The organism is Micromonospora sp. NPDC001898 (assembly GCF_042891255.1).
In the GTDB taxonomy this organism is placed as follows: Bacteria; Actinomycetota; Actinomycetes; order Mycobacteriales; family Micromonosporaceae; genus Micromonospora.
On the sequence record NZ_JBIATC010000012.1, the window covers coordinates 79,493 to 101,499 of the forward strand.

18 protein-coding genes are annotated in these 22,007 nt (G+C 73.5%); 9 read left to right on the forward strand and 9 right to left on the reverse strand.

Annotated features, from left to right (window positions below; translation table 11 throughout):
- Positions 1-104: 104 nt before the first annotated feature.
- Positions 105-1,064 (forward strand): helix-turn-helix domain-containing protein, encoded by a 960-nt coding sequence (locus ACFYZF_RS22730; RefSeq protein ID WP_387023826.1) that lies wholly within the window; start codon positions 105-107, stop codon positions 1,062-1,064.
- Between the two features lie 162 nt (positions 1,065-1,226).
- On the opposite strand, the gene ACFYZF_RS22735 is transcribed toward ACFYZF_RS22730, so the two are convergent.
- Entirely contained in the window at positions 1,227-1,520 is a 294-nt protein-coding gene (locus ACFYZF_RS22735; protein ID WP_387023828.1) for an antibiotic biosynthesis monooxygenase family protein, read from the reverse strand.
- Between the two features lie 537 nt (positions 1,521-2,057).
- Here ACFYZF_RS22735 and ACFYZF_RS22740 point away from each other — a divergent pair.
- Entirely contained in the window at positions 2,058-3,056 is a 999-nt protein-coding gene (locus ACFYZF_RS22740) for a TerC family protein (RefSeq protein WP_387023830.1), read from the forward strand.
- 180 nt (positions 3,057-3,236) lie between these two features.
- On the opposite strand, the gene ACFYZF_RS22745 is transcribed toward ACFYZF_RS22740, so the two are convergent.
- Both ACFYZF_RS22745 and ACFYZF_RS22750 read right to left on the reverse strand, forming a co-directional pair.
- The gene (locus ACFYZF_RS22745; RefSeq protein ID WP_387023832.1) at positions 3,237-4,187 is read right to left on the reverse strand and encodes an NlpC/P60 family protein; all 951 of its coding nucleotides are present in this window, start codon (positions 4,185-4,187) and stop codon (positions 3,237-3,239) included.
- A 33-nt stretch (positions 4,188-4,220) separates the two neighbouring features.
- On the reverse strand, positions 4,221-5,318 hold the full coding sequence (locus ACFYZF_RS22750; protein WP_387023834.1) for a mandelate racemase/muconate lactonizing enzyme family protein: 1,098 nt from the start codon (positions 5,316-5,318) through the stop codon (positions 4,221-4,223).
- A gap of 44 nt (positions 5,319-5,362) precedes the next feature.
- Here ACFYZF_RS22750 and ACFYZF_RS22755 point away from each other — a divergent pair, with 44 nt between their 5' ends.
- A complete protein-coding gene (locus ACFYZF_RS22755) occupies positions 5,363-6,160 on the forward strand; it encodes a tyrosine-protein phosphatase (RefSeq protein WP_387023836.1) in 798 nt (265 codons plus the stop codon).
- A gap of 102 nt (positions 6,161-6,262) precedes the next feature.
- Here ACFYZF_RS22755 and ACFYZF_RS22760 read toward each other — a convergent pair whose 3' ends face one another.
- Both ACFYZF_RS22760 and typA read right to left on the reverse strand, forming a co-directional pair.
- Positions 6,263-7,135, reverse strand: a complete 873-nt coding sequence (locus ACFYZF_RS22760) for a serine hydrolase (RefSeq protein WP_387023838.1) — start codon at positions 7,133-7,135, stop codon at positions 6,263-6,265.
- A gap of 110 nt (positions 7,136-7,245) precedes the next feature.
- Positions 7,246-9,114, reverse strand: a complete 1,869-nt coding sequence (typA, locus tag ACFYZF_RS22765; RefSeq protein ID WP_387023840.1) for a translational GTPase TypA — start codon at positions 9,112-9,114, stop codon at positions 7,246-7,248.
- 134 nt (positions 9,115-9,248) lie between these two features.
- On the opposite strand from typA, the gene ACFYZF_RS22770 reads away from it, so the two are divergent.
- On the forward strand, positions 9,249-10,709 hold the full coding sequence (locus tag ACFYZF_RS22770) for a DedA family protein (protein WP_387023842.1): 1,461 nt from the start codon (positions 9,249-9,251) through the stop codon (positions 10,707-10,709).
- A 29-nt stretch (positions 10,710-10,738) separates the two neighbouring features.
- Here the strand turns inward: ACFYZF_RS22770 and ACFYZF_RS22775 are convergent, their stop codons facing one another.
- Complete coding sequence (locus tag ACFYZF_RS22775) at positions 10,739-12,877, reverse strand: MMPL family transporter (RefSeq protein WP_387023844.1); 2,139 nt, start codon at positions 12,875-12,877, stop codon at positions 10,739-10,741.
- A 173-nt stretch (positions 12,878-13,050) separates the two neighbouring features.
- Here ACFYZF_RS22775 and ACFYZF_RS22780 point away from each other — a divergent pair, with 173 nt between their 5' ends.
- Complete coding sequence (locus tag ACFYZF_RS22780; RefSeq protein WP_387023979.1) at positions 13,051-13,566, forward strand: MarR family winged helix-turn-helix transcriptional regulator; 516 nt, start codon at positions 13,051-13,053, stop codon at positions 13,564-13,566.
- Between the two features lie 597 nt (positions 13,567-14,163).
- Here the strand turns inward: ACFYZF_RS22780 and ACFYZF_RS22785 are convergent.
- The gene (locus tag ACFYZF_RS22785; RefSeq protein WP_161690055.1) at positions 14,164-14,367 is read right to left on the reverse strand and encodes a cold-shock protein; all 204 of its coding nucleotides are present in this window, start codon (positions 14,365-14,367) and stop codon (positions 14,164-14,166) included.
- Between the two features lie 216 nt (positions 14,368-14,583).
- On the opposite strand from ACFYZF_RS22785, the gene ACFYZF_RS22790 reads away from it, so the two are divergent.
- Positions 14,584-15,243, forward strand: coding sequence for a class I SAM-dependent methyltransferase (locus ACFYZF_RS22790; protein WP_387023981.1), 660 nt, complete (start codon positions 14,584-14,586; stop codon positions 15,241-15,243).
- A 90-nt stretch (positions 15,244-15,333) separates the two neighbouring features.
- Here the strand turns inward: ACFYZF_RS22790 and ACFYZF_RS22795 are convergent, their stop codons facing one another.
- Together ACFYZF_RS22795 and ACFYZF_RS22800 are read right to left on the reverse strand one after the other, a co-directional pair.
- The gene (locus ACFYZF_RS22795; protein ID WP_387023846.1) at positions 15,334-15,987 is read right to left on the reverse strand and encodes an MBL fold metallo-hydrolase; all 654 of its coding nucleotides are present in this window, start codon (positions 15,985-15,987) and stop codon (positions 15,334-15,336) included.
- A 4-nt stretch (positions 15,988-15,991) separates the two neighbouring features.
- Positions 15,992-16,708, reverse strand: a complete 717-nt coding sequence (locus ACFYZF_RS22800) for a maleylpyruvate isomerase family mycothiol-dependent enzyme (RefSeq protein ID WP_387023848.1) — start codon at positions 16,706-16,708, stop codon at positions 15,992-15,994.
- A 178-nt stretch (positions 16,709-16,886) separates the two neighbouring features.
- Here ACFYZF_RS22800 and rsgA point away from each other — a divergent pair, with 178 nt between their 5' ends.
- The 3 genes from rsgA (at position 16,887) to ACFYZF_RS22815 (ending at position 21,975) form a co-directional block, all read left to right on the forward strand.
- Positions 16,887-17,933 carry a ribosome small subunit-dependent GTPase A gene (gene rsgA, locus ACFYZF_RS22805; RefSeq protein ID WP_387023851.1) on the forward strand — a complete coding sequence of 349 codons (1,047 nt, stop codon included), beginning with the start codon at positions 16,887-16,889 and terminating at the stop codon, positions 17,931-17,933.
- 379 nt (positions 17,934-18,312) lie between these two features.
- Complete coding sequence (uvrA, locus tag ACFYZF_RS22810; protein ID WP_387023853.1) at positions 18,313-21,258, forward strand: excinuclease ABC subunit UvrA; 2,946 nt, start codon at positions 18,313-18,315, stop codon at positions 21,256-21,258.
- A 231-nt stretch (positions 21,259-21,489) separates the two neighbouring features.
- Positions 21,490-21,975 carry a Rieske (2Fe-2S) protein gene (locus ACFYZF_RS22815; protein ID WP_387023855.1) on the forward strand — a complete coding sequence of 162 codons (486 nt, stop codon included), beginning with the start codon at positions 21,490-21,492 and terminating at the stop codon, positions 21,973-21,975.
- The last annotated feature ends 32 nt before the right edge of the window (positions 21,976-22,007 follow it).

A 22,007-nucleotide genomic window follows, 5' to 3' on the forward strand; every position in this document is an offset into this window, starting at 1 on the left:
CCGAGCACGGCTGACCGGGGTGACCACCGGCGCCCGTTGCGGACGGCGAGCGAGGTATTGCAGCGTGTGATCGATCTGCGTACTCTCCGTCCTGGGAGGCGGGGATGCCGTTGCCAACGAGTCCGGTGATTCGACGTGCGCGACTCGGTGCCGAGTTGCGCCAGCTACGCAGGCGGGAGGAGCTCACCCTTGAGCAGGTCTGCGAGCGGCTGGGCTGGGCGTCGACCTCCAAGCTGTCCCGCATCGAGCTGGGCCAGAGCCGCCCCGATCTCGCCGACGTGCTCGACCTGCTGGACGTCTACCGGGTCGCCGCCGAGGACCGCGACGCGCTGATCGTCATCGCCCGGGACGCGGCCATCGGTCGTGGCTGGTGGAAGACCCTCGGCGGGATGGGCGAGCGCCAGCGTGCGTACGCCGAGCTGGAGGCCGGGGCAGCGACCGTGGTGGAGTACCAGCCGGCCGTCGTGCCGGGCCTGTTACAGACCCCGGCGTACGCCCGGCTGCGTCTCGGGGTCGCCCGGCTGCTGCACCCCGAGGTCGACGTGGAGGCCGACGTGCGGGCCCGGCTGGTTCGGCAGGAGGTCTTGCACCGGGCCGAGCCGCCGCAGTACACGGCGCTGCTGGAGTTCACCGCCTGCGGCCCGGGTGGGTTGCCGGAAGGGGTCTGGCGCGAGCAGGTCCGCCACCTGGCCATCCTGTCCCGCAAGCCGAACGTGACGATCAGGGTGGTGCCGCCCGGCGTCACGACCGGCGGCGCCCATCCGCTGACCCCGTTCGCCCGGTATTCCTTCCCCGACCCGGCCGACCCGCGCACCGTGATGCTTGAGGCGTTGACCACCGATGTCCGGCTGGTCTCCGCCGCCGACCTCGCCTGGTACGACACCGTGGTCGACCGGATGCTCGACGCCGCCCTCCCGGCAGCCGAGACGACGGCGCTGCTGGCCCAACTGGCCGACGATCCGGCGCTGCCGTCGCCGACCGGTCCGGGCGGCCATCCACTGGCCTTCCGGGTGCGGCCGGATGAGGTGGCGGCGGTGCCCCGGCCCCGCCCGCCGCAGGACTGAGCCCGGACTGTCGCCGCGCCGCCACCGGGCCCGGCGGCCCCGAGCCCGTCGGCACCGGTGGTCGGCGCGTCAGGCGCACTGTAGGCGGGGGGTACGACACATTCGGCGGCCGACCGCTACGGCAGGCGTACCAGTCAAGCGCACCCGCGGTGCCGGGGTCGCTCAGGCAGGGACGTCGACGAAGTGCTCGACCAGCGGCGGGCCGGCGAAGTGTGGGCCGATCAGCTCCCGCCACCGGGTGAACCGCTCGGTGCCCCGGAAGTTCGCCTCGTGCGCCTCGACGGAGTCCCACTCGACCAGCAGCACGAATCGCGACGGCGACTCGATGCCGCGAGTCATCCGCACCGAGCGGCAGCCGGGCGTCGTCGCGAGGATCTCGTGACCCTGCGCGTACGCGGCGGCGAACGTGTCCTCGTGTCCGGGCGTCACATCGATGAGCGCGACCTCAAGCACCATGCCCCTGAGCCTGCCACGTCCCTGGCCGGGGCGGACGACGCGGGGGGACTGTCCCGCGCCTCGGACCGCTCCGCTCCGATCCGGCCCGCCCCGCCGCGCCCTTGCACGTTCTGCCCGCCGCGCGCGATCGCGCAAGTTGATCGCTGCCCGGTCGTGCGGGTTGGTGGCGGCGAGGTGTACGACCGCCGAGCGGGCAGCACCGGTTCCGGGGTAGCCTCCTAGGAAGCTCTGCGGGCGGAGACTTCCGTCACGTCGGACGTGGTGGGATCGTCGATGTGCCGGCCCGGAGATGCGGCCGGAGGCCTCGATGGGGAAGAATGGCGGCGAAGGAGGGGAGTATTCCCCCGTGACGGAGTCGTCAGCACGGTCGACCATCGCCCCCGGTGGCGCGACCCGGCTCCGTCGGTCAGCGGTCCACACCCGGGCCGCTGGCGGAAGAGACCTCCGACAGCCACCACTGTTTCGCGTTGCCGCAACCCGCCCGCCCACACGGGGCGTACGGTGTGCCCGACGCCGCGTGTCTGCCGGAGGATTGGATTGAACGTGTCCGGATTGGTGTGGGCGGTAACCCTCGTCGCACTGACAGCGGTTCTGGTCGTCGATTTGCTGATCATCGGTCGCCGGCCGCACGAGCCGAGCGTCCGCGAGTCAAGTCTCTGGGTCGCCTTCTACGTCGGGCTGGCCCTGGTCTTCGGCGTGGGGCTCTGGCTCGCAGCCGGCCCCGGCGTGGCCGGCGAGTTCTACACCGGCTGGCTCACCGAGTACAGCCTCTCGGTGGACAACCTCTTCGTCTTCGTGATCATCATGGCCCGCTTCGGGGTGCCCCGGCCGTACCAGCAGAAGGTGCTGCTCATCGGCATCGTGCTGGCGCTGGTCATGCGCGGCGGGTTCATCGCCGCCGGTGCGGCGCTGATCTCGCAGTTCTCCTGGGTCTTCTACCTGTTCGGCGCGTTCCTCATCTACACGGCGATCAACTTCTTCCGGCAGGGTGAGCCGAACGAGGACGACTTCTCCGAGAACCTGTTGATCCGGTGGAGCCGGCGGGCGCTGCCGATCTCCCGGGACTACGACGGCGCGAAGATGACCACGCACGAGGGCGGCCGTAAGCTGTTCACCCCGATGCTGGTCGTCATGATCGCGATCGGCACCACCGACCTGATCTTCGCGCTGGACTCGATCCCGGCGATCTTCGGCATCACCCAGGAGCCGTACCTGGTCTTCACCGCGAACGTGTTCGCGCTGATGGGGCTGCGCCAGCTCTACTTCCTGCTGGGCGGGCTGCTGGACCGGTTGATCTACCTGAGCATCGGGTTGTCCGTGGTTCTCGGCTTCATCGGCGTGAAGCTGGTGCTGGAGGCGCTGGCCGACAACAACCTGCCGTTCGTCAACGGCGGGGAGCCGGTGGGCTGGGCCCCGCACATCCCGATCTGGCTCTCCCTGGTGGTCATCCTCGGCACCCTGCTGGTGGCGACCGTGGCCAGCCTGATCAAGTCGGCCCGGGACCGGCGGCGAGAGCTGACCACCGCCCGGGGCTGACAACCCACCCGACGCCGAGGGGCGCTCCCGCATTGGGGGCGCCCCTCGGCGTCGGTGCCGGGCCGCCCGTGTCGCGGTGCTTTCTGCGCGGCGGACGTGCGGTTGCGCCATGCCGCAGCGGCGTTACGTCCCGGGCGGTCGTGCGCGCCATGTCCGCAGTGTCGCGGGACGCCGGTCGGGTCAGACCCGGTGCGCGCCGACCAGGGTGGCGGTCCGGCCGGCCGGCATCGCCTCCTCCACCACGCCCCGATGCTGGTAGCAGGCGTGCAGGAGGCGCCGGTTCGCCGCGGCGTCCGGCTCGGCGCTGACGAAACCGATGTGGTGGATCTGCCGGCCGGGCCGGGCGAAGAAGTACAGGTCGCCGGGTCGTTCGGCGCCCAGCGGCAGCGGGGTGGTCGCCCGCGCCTGGTCGACGGCGTCGCGGGGCAGCACCACGCCGAACCGCCGCCAGGCCAGGTGCACCAGGCCGGAGCAGTCGATCCCGTACGTCGACAATCCGCCCCAGACGTAGATCACGTCGCGCAGCCGGGCGGCGACGGCCAGCACCTCCCGGGCGGGCGGCGGCTCGGTGGGCAGGGGCACGAGGTGGCCGTCGGGAAGCCAGAGCGGCCGGTCGTGTCCGGAAGCGTGCACGGGGCGCCAGCCGTCGGCCGGCGGGCCCGCCGGGGCCAACCGGGTGCCGAGGACGATGCCGGCGACGACCGGCTCGCCGCCCGGGGCCGTATGCAGGGCGGTGACGGTCGCGTCGACGACCCAGGGGGCGTCCGGTCCCTGCGGTTCGTCGGATGTGACGGGGGCGAGCTGGGCGGCCGGCAGCCAGCCCGGGTAGCCGCGCGAGTCATGGGTGGCCGACGGCTGCTCGACGGCCACCACGTGCGCCCAGCCGTCGGGGCGCAGCGCGGTGACCAGCACCCGTTCCCCGAACAGCAGCTGGCTCAGGACGCAGTCACCCACCTGCTGCTCGGGGTCCATGCCGGAGATCCAGGCGGCGACGTCGGCTTGCGGGTCGAGGGCGGGACGGTCGACGGGGCGTACCTCCTCGGGGCTGGTCCACAGGGTCGCGACCGCGACCCGGACGACGGCCTCTTGACCCGGTTGCAGTTCCACGTCCACTCCCAGCTCCGATGTCACCTGCCGTGACCCTATGAAAGAAAATGCCGAGCATCAACTGGGCGATCGCATATTTGCTACAGACACGGAGGTGATGCCGAGGCCGGGGGCGTCCGGCAGCAGCACCGTCGCCCCGTCGTACCGGATGCCGCCGACCACCGGCGACCAGGCCAGCCACCAGGCGGCGTCGAGGTCGGAGACGGCGGTGGTCCGGTACGCGGCGACCAGGCTGGCCGCGGCCCCCACCCCGACCTGGCTTTCCATCATCGAACCGACGATGGTGCCGACGCCGTGCGCGGCGGCCAGGTCGAGCAGGGTTCGGGCGGCGTGCAGGCCGCCGCACTTGGCGAGCTTGACGTTGACCATGTCGGCGGCCCGGCGGCGGATGACCTCGACCAGGTCGCGCACGCCGAACACCGACTCGTCGGCCAGGATCGGCACGCCGACCCGGTCGCTGACCCAGGCCAGCCCGTCGAGGTCCCAGCGGGCCACCGGCTGCTCCACCAGCTCCACGTCCAGCCCCGCGTCCTCGATGCCGCGGATCACCCGGACCGCCTCGCGGGGCGTCCAGCCCTGGTTGGCGTCCAGCCGGATCTGCACGCCCGGGCCGACGGCGGCGCGGACCGCGCGGACCCGTTCCAGGTCGCCCGCCGCGTCGGTGCCCACCTTCAGTTTCAGCACCGCGAACCCCTCGGCCCGCCGCTGCCGCGCGGCAGCGGCCAGGTCGGCGGCGTCGCCCGCGGCCAGGGTGACGTCCGTCGGCACCCGCAGGGCCGTGCCGCCGAGCAACCGCACCAGGGGTACGCCGAGCCGGCGCGCGGCCAGGTCGTGCAGCGCGGTGTCCACCGCGGCCTTGGCGGCCTCGTTGCCGGCCACCGCGCGCTGCACCTCGACGCAGCGGGCCACCAGATCGTCGGCGTCCCGCCCGACCAGGACCGGTGCGAGCATCTCCCGGACGCAGGCCTCGGCGCCGGCCAGCGACGCCCCGGTCACCTGCCACACCTGCGGCGCCTCGCCGAACCCGGACCGCCCGTCCTCGTCGACCAGCTCCACGATCAGGGTGTCCACGGTGGTGGTACGACGCAGCGCCGTCACGAACGGGGTGTGCAGGGGCGCGGAGAGCCGATGGGTGCGTACCACGGCGATTGTCATGTGCGGCACCCTATACGGCAGCGTACGACGACAGGGGAGGCCGGATGACGGGGCAGGGCTGGGAGCTGGTTGGCGCGCCGAACGCGCGTGACCTCGGCGGCATGGTGGGTGCGGACGGGCGGCGGGTGCGGACGGGCCGGTTGATCCGGACACCGGCGCTGGGCCGGTTGACCGACGACGACCTGTCGACGCTGGGGAGGATCGCCCCGGCCTGCGTGGTGGACCTGCGTGACGACTCGGAGATCGCGGCGGCCCCGCCGAACCGGCTGGCCGGCGAGCCCCGGGTGGTTCGACTGCCGGTGTACGACGAGGCCCACCCGGTCTTCACGGCGGTGTCGGAGGTGCTGCTCGGGCACAACCTGGGCGCGGAGGCGACGCTGGCCATGCAGGGCAGCCCGGCGGCGATGGCAGGGATCTACCGGTGGTTCGTCACCGGGGAGGCGGCCCGGACGGGCTTCGGCGCGGCGGCCCGGCTGGCCGCCGACGCGGGGAACCTGCCGCTGCTGTTCCACTGCTCGGCCGGCAAGGACCGCACGGGCTGGCTGTCGGTGGTCCTGCTCACCGCGGTGGGCGTGGACGAGGCGGCGATCCGGGCGGACTACCTGCGGACCAACGCGCAGACGGAGAGCCTCAAGGAGGTCGTCCTGTCCGCGATGCGGGCCCGGCAGCCGGAGCTGGCGGAGGCGGCGATCCGGCCGCTGATGGAGGTGCGCGGTGAATACCTGGACGCCGCGTACGACGAGGTCCGGCGGGTGCACGGCTCGTTCGACCGGTACCTGCGCGACGGGTTGGGGCTGACCGACGCGCACCGGGCGGCGCTGCGGGACAGCCTGCTGGACTGAGGCCGGCGCGACGGGGGTCGGAGCGCCTTCGCGCCGGCCTGCCGGGGGCGTGGCGCCTGCCGGGGGCGTGGCGGACCGGCGTGGCGCCTGCCGGGGGCGGGACTAGCCGGCGGGGCGCAGGTCGTGGCGGGCAGCCCAGGCCCGGGCGGAGACGTCGGCGAGCACCAGGCAGGCGTCGTCGGAGGACTCGTCGCCGGTGGCGCCCCCGTCGGCGAGGTCGGTGGTGGTGCAGACGACCAGCACGTACGGCGGGGCGTCGGGCGGGTAGATCACCCCGGCGCCGTGCCGGACGCCGCGTACCCAGCCGTTCTTGTGGGCTATGCGGACCCCCTCGGGCAGCCCGGCGGCGAGGTCCTCGCGGAACTCCTGGGCGAACAGGACATCGAGCATGGCGGCGCAGCCTGGGGGGGAGGCGAGCGGCCCGGGCCGGATCGCCCCGGCGGCCAGCCCGCCGAGCAGGGCCGCCAGGTCGGCGGCGGTGACCAGGTTGGTGATCCCGGCCTCCCGGGCGGCGAAGTCCTCGATGCCGCGCCCGGTGACGCTGTGCCGGGCGCCGGCGAGTGCCCAGGCGTCGGCCACGGCGGGCAGCCCGACGTGGCCGAGGCAGACGTTGGTGGCCAGGTTGCTGGAGCGCACGATCATCCGCTCGGCGAGCCAGCGCAGGGGTGCGCCGTGGCCCTCCCGCTGCCAGACGGCCTCGTCGTTGTCGTAGTGCCGGGCGCAGGAGAACCGGGGCATGCCGGGCCGGGCGGAGTCGAACTCGTTGCGTACGTCGACGGGGGCGGCCAGGTCGAGGGTGCCGGCCTCGGCCGCCCGGTGCAGGGCCAGCAGCACGGCGACCTTCATGGTGCTGGCCGCGTAGTGGGTGGCGTCGGGGTGGCGGGTCCAGGTGGGGGCGGCGCCGAGCCGACCCAGGTACGCCGACATGGTGCCCGGCAGCGTGTCCAGATGCGCGTCGAGCTCGTCCCAGATCATGCCGGTGACCGTAGCGGATCCGGTCGCCGGCGGGCCGGGTGCGGGGGCCGGGCGCGGAGCGGGCCGGGAGGTGGTCCCTCCCGGCCCGCCCGGTACGTCGTGCTCGGCCGTCAGCCGGCGTGCTTGCGGCGGGCGGTCGCGCGGGCGCGCTGCGTCTGGTCGAGGACGACCTTGCGGATGCGCACGGACGCCGGGGTCACCTCGACGCACTCGTCCTCGCGGCAGAACTCCAGGGCCTGCTCCAGGGACAGCTTGCGCGGCGGGATCAGCTTCTCGGTCTCGTCGGAGGAAGAGGCCCGCATGTTGGTGAGCTTCTTCTCCTTGGTGATGTTGACGTCCATGTCGTCGGAGCGGGAGTTCTCCCCGACGATCATGCCCTCGTACACCTCGGTGGTCGGATCGACGAAGAGCTGGCCGCGCTCCTGAAGGTTGATCATGGCGAACGAGGTGACCGCGCCGGACCGGTCGGCGACGAGCGAGCCGTTGTTGCGGGTGCGCAGCTCGCCGAACCACGGCTCGTAGGACTCGAAGACGTGGTGCAGGATGCCGGTGCCCCGGGTGTCGGTGAGGAACTCGGTGCGGAAGCCGATCAGGCCGCGCGCCGGGACCAGCCACTCCATCCGGATCCAGCCGGTGCCGTGGTTGACCAGCTGCTCCATCCGGCCCTTGCGGGTCGCGAGGAGCTGGGTGATCGCGCCCAGGTACTCCTCCGGCGCGTCGATGGTCAGCCGCTCCACCGGCTCACAGGTCTTCCCGTCGATCTCCCTGGTGACCACCTGCGGCTTGCCGACGGTCAGCTCGAAGGACTCGCGGCGCATCTGCTCGACCAGGATCGCCAGGGCCAGCTCGCCACGGCCCTGCACCTCCCAGGCGTCGGGCCGCTCGGTGGGCAGCACCCGCAGCGAGACGTTGCCGACCAGCTCCTTGTCGAGGCGGTCCTTGACCATCCGGGCGGTGACCTTGGCGCCTTTGACCCGGCCGACCAGCGGCGAGGTGTTGGTGCCGATGGTCATCGAGATGGCCGGCTCGTCGACGGTGATCAGCGGCAGCGCAACCGGGTTCTCCGCGTCCGCGAGGGTCTCGCCGATCATGATCTCCGGGATGCCGGCGACCGCGATGATGTCGCCCGGTCCGGCCGACTCCGCCGGCCTGCGCTCCAGGCCCTCGGTCATCAGCATCTCGGAGATGCGGACCCGCTGGTTGGTGCCGTCGGTGCGACACCAGGCGACGGTCTGGCCCTTGGCGATGGTGCCCTGTCGGACCCGGCACAGGGCCAGCCGGCCGAGGAACGGCGAGGCGTCGAGGTTGGTCACGTGCGCCTGCAACGGCGCGCCCTCCTCGTAGGCGGGCGGCGGGATGGTGTCCAGCAGGGTGCGGAACAGCGGCTCCAGGCTCTCGCTGTCCTCGGGGACCGAGCCGTCGGCGGGCTGGGTGAGCGAGGCGATGCCGTCGCGGGCGCAGGCGTAGACGATCGGGAAGTCGATCTGCTCCTCGTCGGCGTCCAGGTCGAGGAAGAGTTCGTAGGTGTCGTCCACGACCTCCTTGATCCGGGCGTCGGGGCGGTCCACCTTGTTGATCACCAGGATGATCGGCATCCGGGCGCGAAGCGCCTTGCGCAGTACGAAGCGGGTCTGCGGCAGGGGGCCCTCGCTCGCGTCGACGAGCAGCACCACGCCGTCGACCATGGTGAGGCCCCGCTCCACCTCGCCGCCGAAGTCGGCGTGCCCGGGGGTGTCGATGATGTTGATGGTGACCGGGTCGGAGCCGTCCGCAGGCAGGTACCGCACGCCGGTGTTCTTGGCGAGAATGGTGATGCCCTTTTCCCGTTCCAGGTCCCCCGAGTCCATCACCCGCTCGGTCGTCTCACCGCGGGCGCCGTAGGCACCGGCCTGCCGCAACATGGCGTCGACCAGGGTGGTCTTGCCGTGGTCGACGTGAGCGATGATGGCGACGTTACGGAGGTCGGTGCGAAGCTGCATGGGTTCCATCCTCCCGCCTGTGCGGATCAGGGGCGGCGTCGGGGTCACCCCGGCGCTTCCCGGATCTGTGCCGAAACCGCTGTCGCCCTGCTTATCCCGGCTGGCATGCTGGCCGTCGTGACCCCCGGGCTGTCGTGCACGATCTGTTGAACTCGGTGCGGGACCTGCCGCCCCTGCTGGTCTACCTGGCCGCCGCGGCGATCGTGGCCGGCGAGACCGCCGTGATCGTCGGGCTGCTGGTGCCCGGGGAGGCGACCCTGCTGCTGGTCGGCTTCCTCACGTACACCGGTGCCCTCCGGTTGGGCCCGGCGCTGCTGGTGATGATTGTCGCAGCGGTGACCGGCGACGCGGTGGCATTCCGTGCGGGTCGCCGGTACGGGCCCCGGCTGCGGGCCTCGGGGCTGGGCGCCCGGGTGGGACCGGACCGCTGGCGGCGGGCGGACGAGCTGCTGGAGCGGCTCGGCGGGCGGGGGGTCCTCGCCGCCCGCTGGGTCGCCTTCGCCCGGACCCTGGCGCCCCGGCTGGCCGGGGCCGCCGGCATGCCGTACCGCCGGTTCGCGCCGTGGAACCTCGCCGGGGTGGCGACCTGGGTGGGCGGGTCGGTGCTGCTGGGCAACGTGGCCGGGGAGTCGTACGAGACGGTGTCCCGACTGCTCGGGCGGGCCACCGGGGCGGTGCTGGTGCTGTTCGGCGGGCTCCTCGCCGTGCTTCTGGTCGGCCGTTGGCTGGGCCGTAACCCCGACCCGGCGCGGGCGCTGCTGGCCCGGGTGGTGGCGCTGCCGCCGGTGCGCTGGTTCGCCGCCCGGTACGGCGTGCTGTTCTTCCTGCTGACCATGCGGATCGGGCCGGCCTGGACATTATTGATCAACCTCTTGGCGGGGCTCGCGCTCCTCTTCGCCGCCGGTTTCGCCGTCGCCTGGCTGCTCGGGGCGGCGATGCGGTGGAGCGGGCTGGCCGCGGTCGACGACGCGATCGCCGGCTGGTTCACCGACCGGCGCACCGTCGGCGCGGCCGACGTCGCGTTCACCCTGGTCTCGGTGTTGCGCGGCTCGGTGCTGATCGGGCTGGTCGCGGTGGTGGCCGCCGGGTTGGCCTGGCGGCAGCGGCCGTGGCGGGCCGACCTGCTCAGCGTGGTGGGCTCGGTGGGGGCGTTCCTGCCGCTGGTGGTCCTCGCCGTGGTCACCGACCTGACCGCGCCGGGGCGGGCCGCGTCGGGGGAGGAGAGCGCGCCGTTCCCGGCGCAGAACGCCGTCGTTGCGGCGAGCCTGTGCACGCTGGCCTGGCTGCTGTCCCGGAGCGCGCGCTGGCAGGTGGCGGTGGCCACCTGGACGGTGGCTGCGGCCGGCGTGTCGGCGATCGGTGGCGCCCGGGTCTACCTCGGGTTGAGCACCGCCAGCGGCACCGTCACCTCGGTGCTGCTCGGATCGGCCTGGACCGCGCTGTTCATGGTCGCCTGGGCCACCCGGGACCGGGCTGCGGGCGGCGGCGGGGCAGGGCGCGAGGTGATCCCCGAGCAGGGCCTGCCGCAGGCGGTCGACGGCGAGGCGCGGCCGGGCCGCTGCGCCGGTACGGGGCAGCGGCCCGACATGGGGTAGGGCCGGGATCGGAAGGGCGGGGCGAGCGGTCAGTCGCGGGTGGCGGTCGGTTCCGCGGGTCCGTGGCCCCGGCCCGCCGGGGCGTCCTCGGGCGTCCGGTCGATCCGGCCCGGCCACCAGAAGCGTTCGCCGAGCACGAACGCGAGCGCCGGCACGAGCACCGTGCGTACCAGCAGGGTGTCGAGCAGCACCCCGATGCACACGATGATCCCGATCTGGGTCAGCGTGATCAGCGGCAGGACGCCGAGGACGGCGAAGACCGCGGCGAGCAGGATGCCGGCGCTGGTGATCACGCCCCCGGTGACGCGCAGCGCCGACAGCATGCCGTCCCGGGTGCCGGTGCGCCGGGCGTCCTCGCGGGCCCGGGTGACCAGGAAGATGTTGTAGTCCACGCCGAGGGCCACCAGGAACACGAAGGCGAGCAGCAGGACGCCGCTGTCCAGCGCGGGGAAGCCGAGGACGTGGTCGAACAGCAGCCACGCCGCGCCGAGGCTGGCGAAGAACGACGCGATGACGGTGAGCACCAGCAGCAGCGGCGCGACCAGGCCGCGCAGCAGCAGCACGAGCACCGCGCCGACGAGCAGCAGGATGATCGGCAGGATCAGCCGCAGGTCCTTGGCGTCGGCCTTGTCGGAGTCGTAGGTGGCGGCGACCGTGCCGCCGACCACGGCGCCGGTGAACGGGCCGGCGCCCTCGACGGCCGGTGGCGCGGAGCCGGGGACCGCGGCGACGGCGTCCCGCAGCGCCTCTACCACCCGGTCCGAGGCGGCGGTGCCCGGCTCGGCCTCCAGCACCACGTCGACCTGGGCGACGTTCGTGCCCGCGTCCCCCGGCCGGGCCGAGGCCACGCCGGGGACGCTCGCGGCGGCGCCGGTGACGGCCGCCACGGCGGCGGGGGTGGTGAGCACGGCTACCGGCTGGGTCGTGCCGGCGGGGAAGGCCTTCGCGAGGGTCTCCGCGCCGGCCACCGCCTCGGGCTTGACCCGGAACTGCTCGGTCTCCGACAGCCCGGTGCGGATGCCGAGCCCGCCGAGGGCGAGGCCGGCGAGCAGCAGCGTCGCGAGGGCCGCGACCGGCACGGGCCGGCGGACGACGGCGGCGCCGAGCCGGCCCCAGAGCCGGCCCTCGCGGGCTGGGCCGCCGACCCGGGGCACGAACGGCCAGAACAGCCCTCGGCCGAAGATCACCAGCACGGCGGGGAGGAGGAAGAGCGCCGACAGCATGGCGAACACCACGCCGGTGGCGCAGGCCACGGCGAGGGCCCGGTTGGTCTCCTGCTCCGACAGCAGCAGGGTGAGCACGCCGAGGACGACGGTTCCGCCGCTGGCCAGGATGGGTTCGGCGGTGCGTCGCAGGGCGGCCCGCATGGCGGCGAAGCGGTCCTCCTCGCGGCGCAGCTCCTCCCGGTAGCGGGCGATGAGCAGCAGGGCGTAGTCCGTGGCGGCGCCGAAGACCAGGACGCTGGCGATGCCGGTGACCTGGCCCTCCTGGAGGTTGATGCCGAAGGCCGGGACGATCGTGTCCACGGCCCGCAGGGTGAGCTGCTCGGTGGCCGCGACGACGACGAGCGGCACGATCCACAGGAACGGGCTGCGGTAGGTGATGAGCAGCAGCAGGGCGACGACGCCGGCGGTGACGGCGAGCAGCGTGATGTCCGCGCCGTCGAAGACCTTCGTCAGGTCCGCGGAGAACGCCGGCGCTCCGGTCACCTCGGCGGTAAGCCCGTCGGGCAGGCCGTCGAGGGCCGCGCGGAGGTCGGCCACGGTCGCCGCGACGTCCTCCTGGCCGCCGGTGGTGGACAGCGGGACGGCGATGAGCGCCACGGTGCCGTCCGGGGATATCTGCGGCGGGGCGACCCGCCCGCCGACGGCGAACCCACCCAGCTCGCCCGGGATGCCGGTGACCGCGGCGCGGTCCGGCTCGGTGAGCGGCCCGTCGTCGGCGCGGCTGACGACGACGATCGCCGGCTCGACGTCGCTGGCGGGCAGCTCCTCCTGGAGCCGTTCGACCTGGGTCGACTGCCATTGCACCGACAATCCGGTGGACGAGACGGGGGCGGGGTTGTCCGGCTCCGGGAACCCGAAGACGGCCGCGCCGAGGACGATCGCGACGGCCACGGTGAGCCAGGCGGCGAGCCGCCCCCGGGCGACGCGGGTGAACACAGACATCGGGTTCCCTCAGGGTTGCCGGGACGTGTCCCGGGTACGGCGGCGCGGTTCGACGCGGCCGTGCGATTCAGCACGCCTGTCGAGTATCTTGACAGGCGAGATTATCCGCCGCTCATCTATGCTGCAAGCGGGACCGCGACGGCAGGGGAAGCGACGGCGTGAAACGGCACGGCATGTATCGGCGGCGCGACAGCCGGCGCGACCAGCTCGTCGCCGAGATCACCAACGACCTGCGCCGGTACTCCGTCGACGCCCAGCACATCGGGCACGCCTTCGCCGGGCTGCACGGGCTCAACCCCACCGACCTGCACGCCCTGATCGCCGTCATGGACGCCGAGCTGCTCGGCACGCCGATCACCCCGGGACGGCTGGGTGAGCAGCTCAACCTCTCCTCCGGCTCGGTCACCGCGCTGGTCGACCGGCTGGAGCGGGCCGGCCACATCCGCCGGGACCGGGACACCGCCGACCGGCGCAAGGTGTTCCTGCGCTACGCCGACCGGGGCGCCGCGCTGGCCATGGAGTTCTTCCAGCCGCTGGGCCGGCGAACCGACCGCGTGATGGCCGACTTCGGCGACGCCGAGCTGGAGATCGTGCACCGCTTCATGGCGACGATGGTCACCGCGATGCGGGAGCACCGCGACACTGTGCGGGCCGCCCGCCCCGCCCCGCTCCGCCGCCCGGCCGGCTGACCGCACCCGCTTTCTCGGCGACGCCGCCCACGTCGGGGGCTACCACCCACTGCGGCTCCACCGAGCCGTCGCCGGCGACAACTCGGTGGTCGGGTCGCCCGGGACACCGCAGGGCTCACCCTCGACGCCTCCGCGCTGGACGGCGGCCGGTTCTCCAGCCACCTCGGGCGGAGACATCCACGACCTGCGTTCCTGCTCCGCCTGGTGGGTCCACGGGGACGGACGACACCCGGGACACTCACGAGACCATTTACTCCCCGGACGGCACCACGGCCCGGCGGCGGGACCGGCTCGGACGGCGCAGCACAACCGCCTCTTCGACGCCGTGCTCGACGGTGGGTCACGCATGGGCGGGCGCGCAGCCCGCCATCCTGTCTGACAAGGACCTCACGGACGAGCTGGCGATCGTGGCCGGCGTCCTGACCTCGGAGAAGATCGCCGCCGCACCGCCGCCCAGCCTGGCAAGGCAGGTAGCCGACGAGATCGCTCGGCGGATGGCGGACTTGAGATTGGCCGGCGGGGGGGGGTGGGTGGTCCCGGGCCGGCACGCGCTGTGACGGCGGCCGGGTAAACCCGGCCGCCGCCACCGGCACGAAGCTAGATCGGACGGACGTTGTCCGCCTGCGGGCCCTTCTGCCCCTGGGTCACGTCGAACTCGACCTTCTGGCCCTCATTGAGTTCCCGGTAACCGCTGGACGCGATGGCCGAGTAGTGGACGAAGACGTCCGGACCCCCGCCGTCCTGCTCGATGAAGCCGAAGCCCTTTTCCGAGTTGAACCACTTGACCGTGCCGGTAGCCATGCATTTCTCCCTGTTCAAAGCGGGAGACCACCGACCGCCGGCCGATGATCGCCCTGTACCTCCCTGAGACTAACTGGCGAAACCCCGATCCGCTGGTCGAAGTGCCGCAGGAAGGCCGGTAAAAAAAACTCACACCGGCCACGCCAGGGGGAAAGCCGCCCGGAGTTCGGGCCGCTCGGGCATGCTTGCCCGGTGAAAGGACCCGCAGCCGCCGCGCTGTCTGAGCTGGAACGCGAGGTCGGCGCGCCCGGGGACGGGCTGGACCGGCTCCGGCTGGTCGCCACCCCCTTCGTCCCCGAGGTGCGGCTGCACCTGGCCGAGGACGCCATCGTCTGGTGGGCCCGGATGGAGGCAGCCGCCGGGCACGCCCTGCCGGCGCCGTACTGGGCGTCGGTCTGGGCCGGCGGGCAGGCCCTCGCCCGGCACCTGCTCGACCACCCCGAGCTCGTCGCCGGACGCCGCGTGCTCGACCTGGCCGCCGGCTCGGGCCTGGTGGCGATCGCCGCCGCGCTGGCCGGCGCGGACCGGGTCGTGGCCAACGACATCGACCCGTACGCCGTCGCCGCCGTCACGCTCAACGCCCAGGCCAACCGGGTCACCGTTGCCGCCACCGGTGAGGACCTGCTCGACTCCGACCCCGACGACACGGACCTGCTGGTCGCCGGGGACGTCTTCTACGACGAGGAACTGGCCGACCGGATGCTGCCGTTCCTGCGCCGCGCCGCCGCCCGGGGCAGTCAGGTGCTGGTCGGCGACCCCGGCCGCGGCCACCTGCCCCGCAACCGGCTGGACCTGGTGGCCAGCTACCAGGTGCCCACCACCGAACCCGCCGTCGACACCCCGGTGCGCCGCGTCGAGGTGCTCCGCCCCCGCTGACGCCCCCGGCTCAGGGGCGTACCCGGGGAACGGATCAGGACGCGGTGGGCTGCGGCGCGCCGGCACGGGGGCGGCGCGCCGCAGCCGGGATCACCAGCCGCGCGCCCGCCACTGGGGCAGCGACGGACGCTCCGCGCCGAGGGTGCTGTCCCCGCCGTGTCCCGGGTAGAACCACGTCTCGTCCGGCAGCCGGTCGAACAGGCGGTGCTCCACGTCGTCGATGAGCTGACCGAAGCGCTCCGGGTCCTTGTCCGTGTTGCCCACCCCGCCGGGGAAGAGCGAGTCCCCGGTGAACAGGTGCGGGGTCCCGGCCGGGTCGCGGTAGAGCAGGGCGACCGAGCCCGGGGTGTGCCCCCGCAGGTGGATCACCTCCAGCTCGCGGTCGCCGACGGTCACGGTGTCCCCGTCGGCGAGGGTGTCCGCCCCGATCGGCAGGCCCGCGGCGTCGTCGGCGTGCACCAGGGGACGGGCGCCGGTCTTGGCGACCACCTCCTCCAGGGCCACCCAGTGGTCCATGTGCCGGTGGGTGGTGACCACGGTGGCTAGGCCAGCGTCACCGACCAGCTCCAACAGCCGGGGGGCCTCGTTGGCGGCGTCGATCAGCAACTGCTCGCCGGTGCCCGTGCACCGCAGCAGGTAGGCGTTGTTGTCCATCGGCCCCACCGACACCTTGGTGATGGTGAGCCCGTCGAGTTCGCGTACGGCCGGCGCGCCGCCGGGGCTGACGTCTCCGCTGTAGGTCATCGTTCTACATCCATTCCGGTGGGTTCGGCAGGGGACCGTCGGGGGCGACGGCGAGCGTCTCGCCGGCACCGCGGCCGGTCAGCCAGGCGGCGAGGTCGGGGGCGGGGCCGGTGATCGTGGGCGCCGCCCCGCGGTCGCCGACGACCAGCTCGTGGTGGCTGCCGTCGAAGCGCAGCACCATCGCCGGCGCGTCGGCCCGGCCGGACAGGCCGGTCGCGACCTCGTGCAGCAGCCGCTGGGCGAACGCCTCCGACCAGTCGGCCGGGCGGTACCCGGTGGCCAGGTCCACGTGGTGCACCTCGATCTCGCGCAGCCGTCCCCAGACCAGCATGGCGGCCGGCCACGGGCCGCGTCGCGTCTGCACCGTGGCCGCCCACGCCTCGACCGGCATGGCCGCGACCGCCTCGTCGAACCGCTCCGCCGAGCGGCGCAGGTCGTCCAGGTGGGCGGCGGGCGGTCGGGACGCGCCGGCGGAGATGTCGGCGGCGCGGGCCGCGGTGCTGGCGTACATCGGGATGTGCTCGCCGGTGCGGGCGGCGGTGAGCAGGTTGACGAACCCGTCGGCGTTGCGGGCCAGGTGGGTCAGCACGTGCCCCCGGGTCCAGCCGGGCAGCAGGGACGGCCCGGCGACGCCCGCGGCGTCGAGGTCGGCCGCGGTGCGTAGCAGGCGGGCCGTGGCGTCGTCGAGGTCACCGGTCAGCAGCAACGGATCTGCGGTCACGACCCGACCCTAGCGGTCCGTTCCCGCCGCGTCGCCGTGGAAATCGCTTTCGGCGCGTCGGCCCGCCCCCTACCGTCGGCGTCGTAGGCGGCACCCGGGACATCGGAGGAGGTGGTGCCCATGCCGGTCGTAGCACGCGAGTCGCGCCACTGCTCACCCCGACACCGGAGAGGTTCCGATGACCATCGACCTGATCGCCCTCGGCTGGGACGCCGAGTGGGCGGCCCACGTACGTAATCGCACCCACCAGCGGCCGGGCCGGGTGGCCCGGGTCGACCGCGGCGTGTGCACCGTGCTCGGCGCCGACGGCCCGGTCCGCGCCACCCTGGGCGCGGCGGTGCTGGCCGCCGCCGCCCGTGACCTGACCCGGCTGCCCTGCGCGGGGGACTGGGTGCTCCTGCACACCTGGCCGGACGGGCCGGTCACCATCGAGGCCGTGCTGCCCCGGCGCACCGCGCTGGTGCGCCGCACCGCCGGCAAGGACGCCAGCGGGCAGGTGCTCGCCGCCAACCTGGATGCCGCCGCCGTCGTCGAGCCGGTGCACCCGGAGCCGGACGTCGCCCGCGTCGAGCGGCTGCTCGCCCTGGCCCACCTCTCGGGCGCCACCCCGCTGGTGGTGCTCACCAAGGCCGACCTCGCCGCCGACCCGGCTGCGATCGCCCGGCAGTTCGCCGGGGTCGCGCCCGGGGTGCCGGTGCTGCCGGTCAGCGCCGAGCGGGGCGTCGGCCTCGACCCGCTGCGCGCCCACGTCGCCCCGGGCCGCACCCTGGCCCTGCTCGGGCCGTCCGGGGCCGGCAAGTCGAGCCTGGTCAACGCCCTGGCCGGGGCGGTGGTGATGCCGACCCAGGCGATCCGCCGGGTCGACGGCAAGGGTCGGCACACCACCACCTGGCGGGCGCTGGTCCCGGTCCCCGGCGGCGGCGCGGTGCTGGACACCCCGGGGGTGCGGGCGGTCGGCCTGCTCGACGCCGCGGTCGGGCTGGACCGCACCTTCGCCGACATCGCCGAGCTGGCCACCGGCTGCCGGTACGCCGACTGCGTGCACGACGCCGAGCCGGGCTGCGCGGTCCGCGACGCCCTCGCCGCCGGGGAGCTGACCGCCCGCCGGTACGACAGCTGGCGCAAGCTGCAACGGGAGGTGGCCTTCGAGACTCGGCGGCGGGAGACCCGGCTGGCCGCCGAGCGCCGGGGCGGCTGGCGCGGCGGGCGTCGCCGGACGGGCTGACCGTGACGCGGGGGTCCGCACGGTCCCTCCGTCGGCACCTCGACGGCGAGGCAGACCGGCGCGCGGGAGCACGGGTGTCGTGACGCACGGTTGCCGCGGCGTCGCCTCACGCGCGCGGGTGGGCCGGGTTGCCCGGGCGGGGCCATGGCCGGGGTCACGCCGCCGCCGGTGGCTGCCCGCAGGGCGGGGCGGCGGTCCGGCGCGACCGGCATGAGCTGGGGGAATGTGCGGGCGCGGGAAGTTGTCGTACCTCGGGGCTAGAGTTGCCGAGGCGCTTCTTCTGCGCCCGCACAACCGCTCAGGGCCGTCCCGGAAGCCCCCGGACCGCCCCGGAGCGGACAGATCCTCCTCGCCTTCTTCTCCCGGGAGTACACGGACCGTGGCCGACCGACTGATCATCCGTGGCGCACGCGAGCACAACCTGCGTGACGTCAGTCTCGACCTGCCCCGGGACGCCCTGATCGTCTTCACCGGGCTCTCCGGCTCCGGCAAGTCGAGCCTGGCCTTTGACACGATCTTCGCCGAGGGGCAGCGCCGGTACGTGGAGTCGCTCTCCTCGTACGCCCGGCAGTTCCTCGGTCAGATGGACAAGCCGGACGTCGACTTCATCGAGGGGCTCAGCCCCGCCGTGTCCATCGACCAGAAGTCCACCTCGCGCAACCCGCGTTCGACCGTCGGCACCATCACCGAGGTCTACGACTACCTGCGCCTGCTCTACGCCCGGGTCGGCGAGCCGCACTGCCCGGTCTGCGGCGAGCGGATCTCCAGGCAGAGCCCGCAGCAGATCGTCGACCGGGTGCTCGCGATGGCCGAGGGCACCAAGTTCATGGTGCTCGCCCCGGTCGTGCGGGGCCGCAAGGGCGAGTACGTCGACCTGTTCGCCGAGCTCCAGGGCAAGGGGTACGCCCGGGCCCGGATCGACGGCGTGGTGCACCCGCTGACCGAGCCGCCGAAGCTCAAGAAGCAGGAGAAGCACACCATCGAGGTGGTGATCGACCGGCTCACCGTCAAGCCGAGCGCCAAGCGGCGGCTGACCGACTCGGTCGAGGCCGCGCTCGGCCTCTCCGGCGGCCTGGTGCTGCTCGACTTCGTCGACCTCGCAGAGGACGACCCCGACCGCGAGCGTCGCTACTCAGAGCACCTGGCCTGCCCCAACGACCACCCCCTGGCGATCGAGGACCTGGAGCCCCGGGTCTTCTCCTTCAACGCCCCGTACGGCGCCTGCCCCGAGTGCACCGGCCTGGGCACCAGGAAGGAGATCGACCCGGAGCTGGTCGTCCCCGACCCGGAGCGCAGCCTGCGCGAGGGCGCGATCCAGCCCTGGTCCACCGGGCACAACCTGGAATACTTCCTGCGCCTGCTGGAGGCCCTCGGCGAAGCCGAGCACTTCGACGTCGACACGCCGTGGCGGGCCCTGCCGGCGCGGGCGCAGAAGACCATCCTGCACGGCTCCGGCGACCAGGTGCACGTGCGCTACCGCAACAAGTTCGGCCGCGAGCGTTCCTACTACACCGGCTTCGAGGGCGTGGTGCAGTGGATCGAGCGCCGGCACACCGACACCGAGTCGGAGTGGTCGCGGGAGAAGTACGAGGGCTACATGCGCGACGTGCCCTGCGCGGCCTGCGGCGGGGCCCGGCTCAAGCCGGAGGTGCTCGCGGTCACCCTGGCCGGCAAGAGCATCGCCGAGGTCTGCAACCTGTCGGTGGGCGAGTGCGCCGAGCTGCTGGCCGGCATCGAGCTGACCGACCGGCAGAAGATGATCGCCGAGCGGGTGCTCAAGGAGATCAACGCCCGGCTGAAGTTCCTGCTCGACGTCGGGCTGGACTACCTCTCCCTGGACCGCCCGGCCGGCACCCTCTCCGGCGGCGAGGCGCAGCGCATCCGGCTGGCCACCCAGATCGGCTCCGGCCTGGTCGGCGTGCTCTACGTGCTCGACGAGCCGTCCATCGGCCTGCACCAGCGGGACAACCACCGGCTCATCGAGACCCTGATCCGGCTGCGCGGCCTGGGCAACACGCTGATCGTGGTCGAGCACGACGAGGACACCATCCGCGCCGCCGACTGGATCGTCGACATCGGCCCGGGCGCGGGCGAGCACGGCGGCCGGATCGTGCACTCCGGCTCGGTGCCCGCCCTGCTGGAGAACCCGGAGTCGGTCACCGGGGCGTACCTGTCGGGGCGCCGGGAGATCCCGACGCCGAGCCGGCGCCGGCCGCAGACGCCGGAGCGGGAGCTGGTGGTGCACGGCGCGCGTGAGCACAACCTGCGAAACCTGACCGTGTCGTTCCCGCTGGGCCAGCTCATCGCGGTCACCGGGGTCAGCGGCTCGGGCAAGTCGACGCTGGTCAACGACATCCTGCACGCGGTGCTGGCCAACCAGATCAACGGGGCCCGGCACGTGCCGGGCCGGCACACCCGGATCACCGGCCTGGAGCACGTGGACAAGGTCGTCGGCGTCGACCAGTCGCCGATCGGCCGGACGCCGCGCTCCAACCCGGCCACCTACACCGGCGTCTGGGACCACGTCCGCAAGCTCTTCGCCGAGACCACCGAGGCCAAGGTCCGGGGGTACGGGCCGGGCCGGTTCTCGTTCAACGTCAAGGGCGGCCGGTGCGAGGCGTGCTCCGGCGACGGCACGATCAAGATCGAGATGAACTTCCTGCCCGACGTGTACGTCCCGTGCGAGGTCTGCAAGGGCGCCCGGTACAACCGGGAGACCCTTGAGGTGCACTACAAGGGCAGGACCGTCTCCGACGTGCTGGAGATGCCCATCGAGGAGGCGGCGGAGTTCTTCTCCGCCATCCCGGCCATCCACCGGCACCTCAAGACGCTGGTCGACGTGGGCCTGGGCTACGTCCGGCTGGGTCAGCCCGCGCCGACGCTGTCCGGCGGCGAGGCGCAGCGGGTCAAGCTCGCCTCCGAGCTGCAGAAACGCTCCACCGGCCGGACGGTGTACGTGCTCGACGAGCCGACCACCGGCCTGCACTTCGAGGACATCCGCAAGTTGCTGATGGTGCTGGAGGGCCTGGTCGAAAAGGGCAACACCGTCATCACCATCGAGCACAACCTCGACGTGATCAAGACGGCCGACTGGCTGATCGACATGGGGCCGGAGGGCGGCCACCGGGGCGGCAGCGTGCTGGCCACCGGCACCCCGGAGGAGGTCGCCGAGGTGCCCGAGAGCCACACCGGCCAGTTCCTGCGCCAGGTGCTCAGGCTCGACGGCGAGGCCAAGGGCGCCAAGGCGGCCACCGGCCGGGCCGCGAAGGCCAACGGCACCACCCGCGCCCGCCCCGGCCGGAAGGCCACGGCCGGGGCGCGCTGACCCCTGGACCGGCCCCGGGCCGGCGACGCGGCGGTCTCCCGGCGACGGGCACCGCCGCGTGCCGGCCCGTCAACCCCGGGGAGCAGCGCGACCTGTTCGCCGCCGCCGGCATCGCCACCGACCGAAGCGATCACGGTGGTCTATTCGTTGAACCGTCAGGCCCCGTGATCCGTGGACAGCGGGTACGGCCGCTGATCGTGACGGCGGCGACAGTCGAGAGAGAGGCCAGACATGAGTGACGAGCAGACGCAGACTCCTCCGGGCACGCAGACACGCCGCGCCCTCCTCGCCGGTGCCGGCGCGGTGGGCGCGGCGGTCGTCCTGTCGGCCTGCGGGAGCGACGACGACACCGCCGGCGGCTCCGCCCCGACCAGCGGCGGCCCGGGCGCGACCGGCGCGGGCGACGCCGCCGGCGGCAACCGGGACACGTCCGCCCCGCTGGCCCGCACCGCCGACATCCCGGTCGGCGGCGGCGCGGTGTACGCCAGCAAGGGCGTGGTGATCACCCAGCCCGAGGCCGGCACGTTCAAGGGCTTCGACCCGATCTGCACCCACCAGGGCTGCCCGGTGTCGAACGTCGACGGCGGCACCATCAACTGCACCTGCCACAACAGCAAGTTCTCCATCACCGACGGCTCGGTGAAGGGGGGCCCGGCGACGAAGCCGCTGGCGGCCAAGGAGATCAAGGTCGACGGCGACCAGATCACCCTCGCCTGACAGCGGCGGCCGGCACGGATGATCCGTGCCGG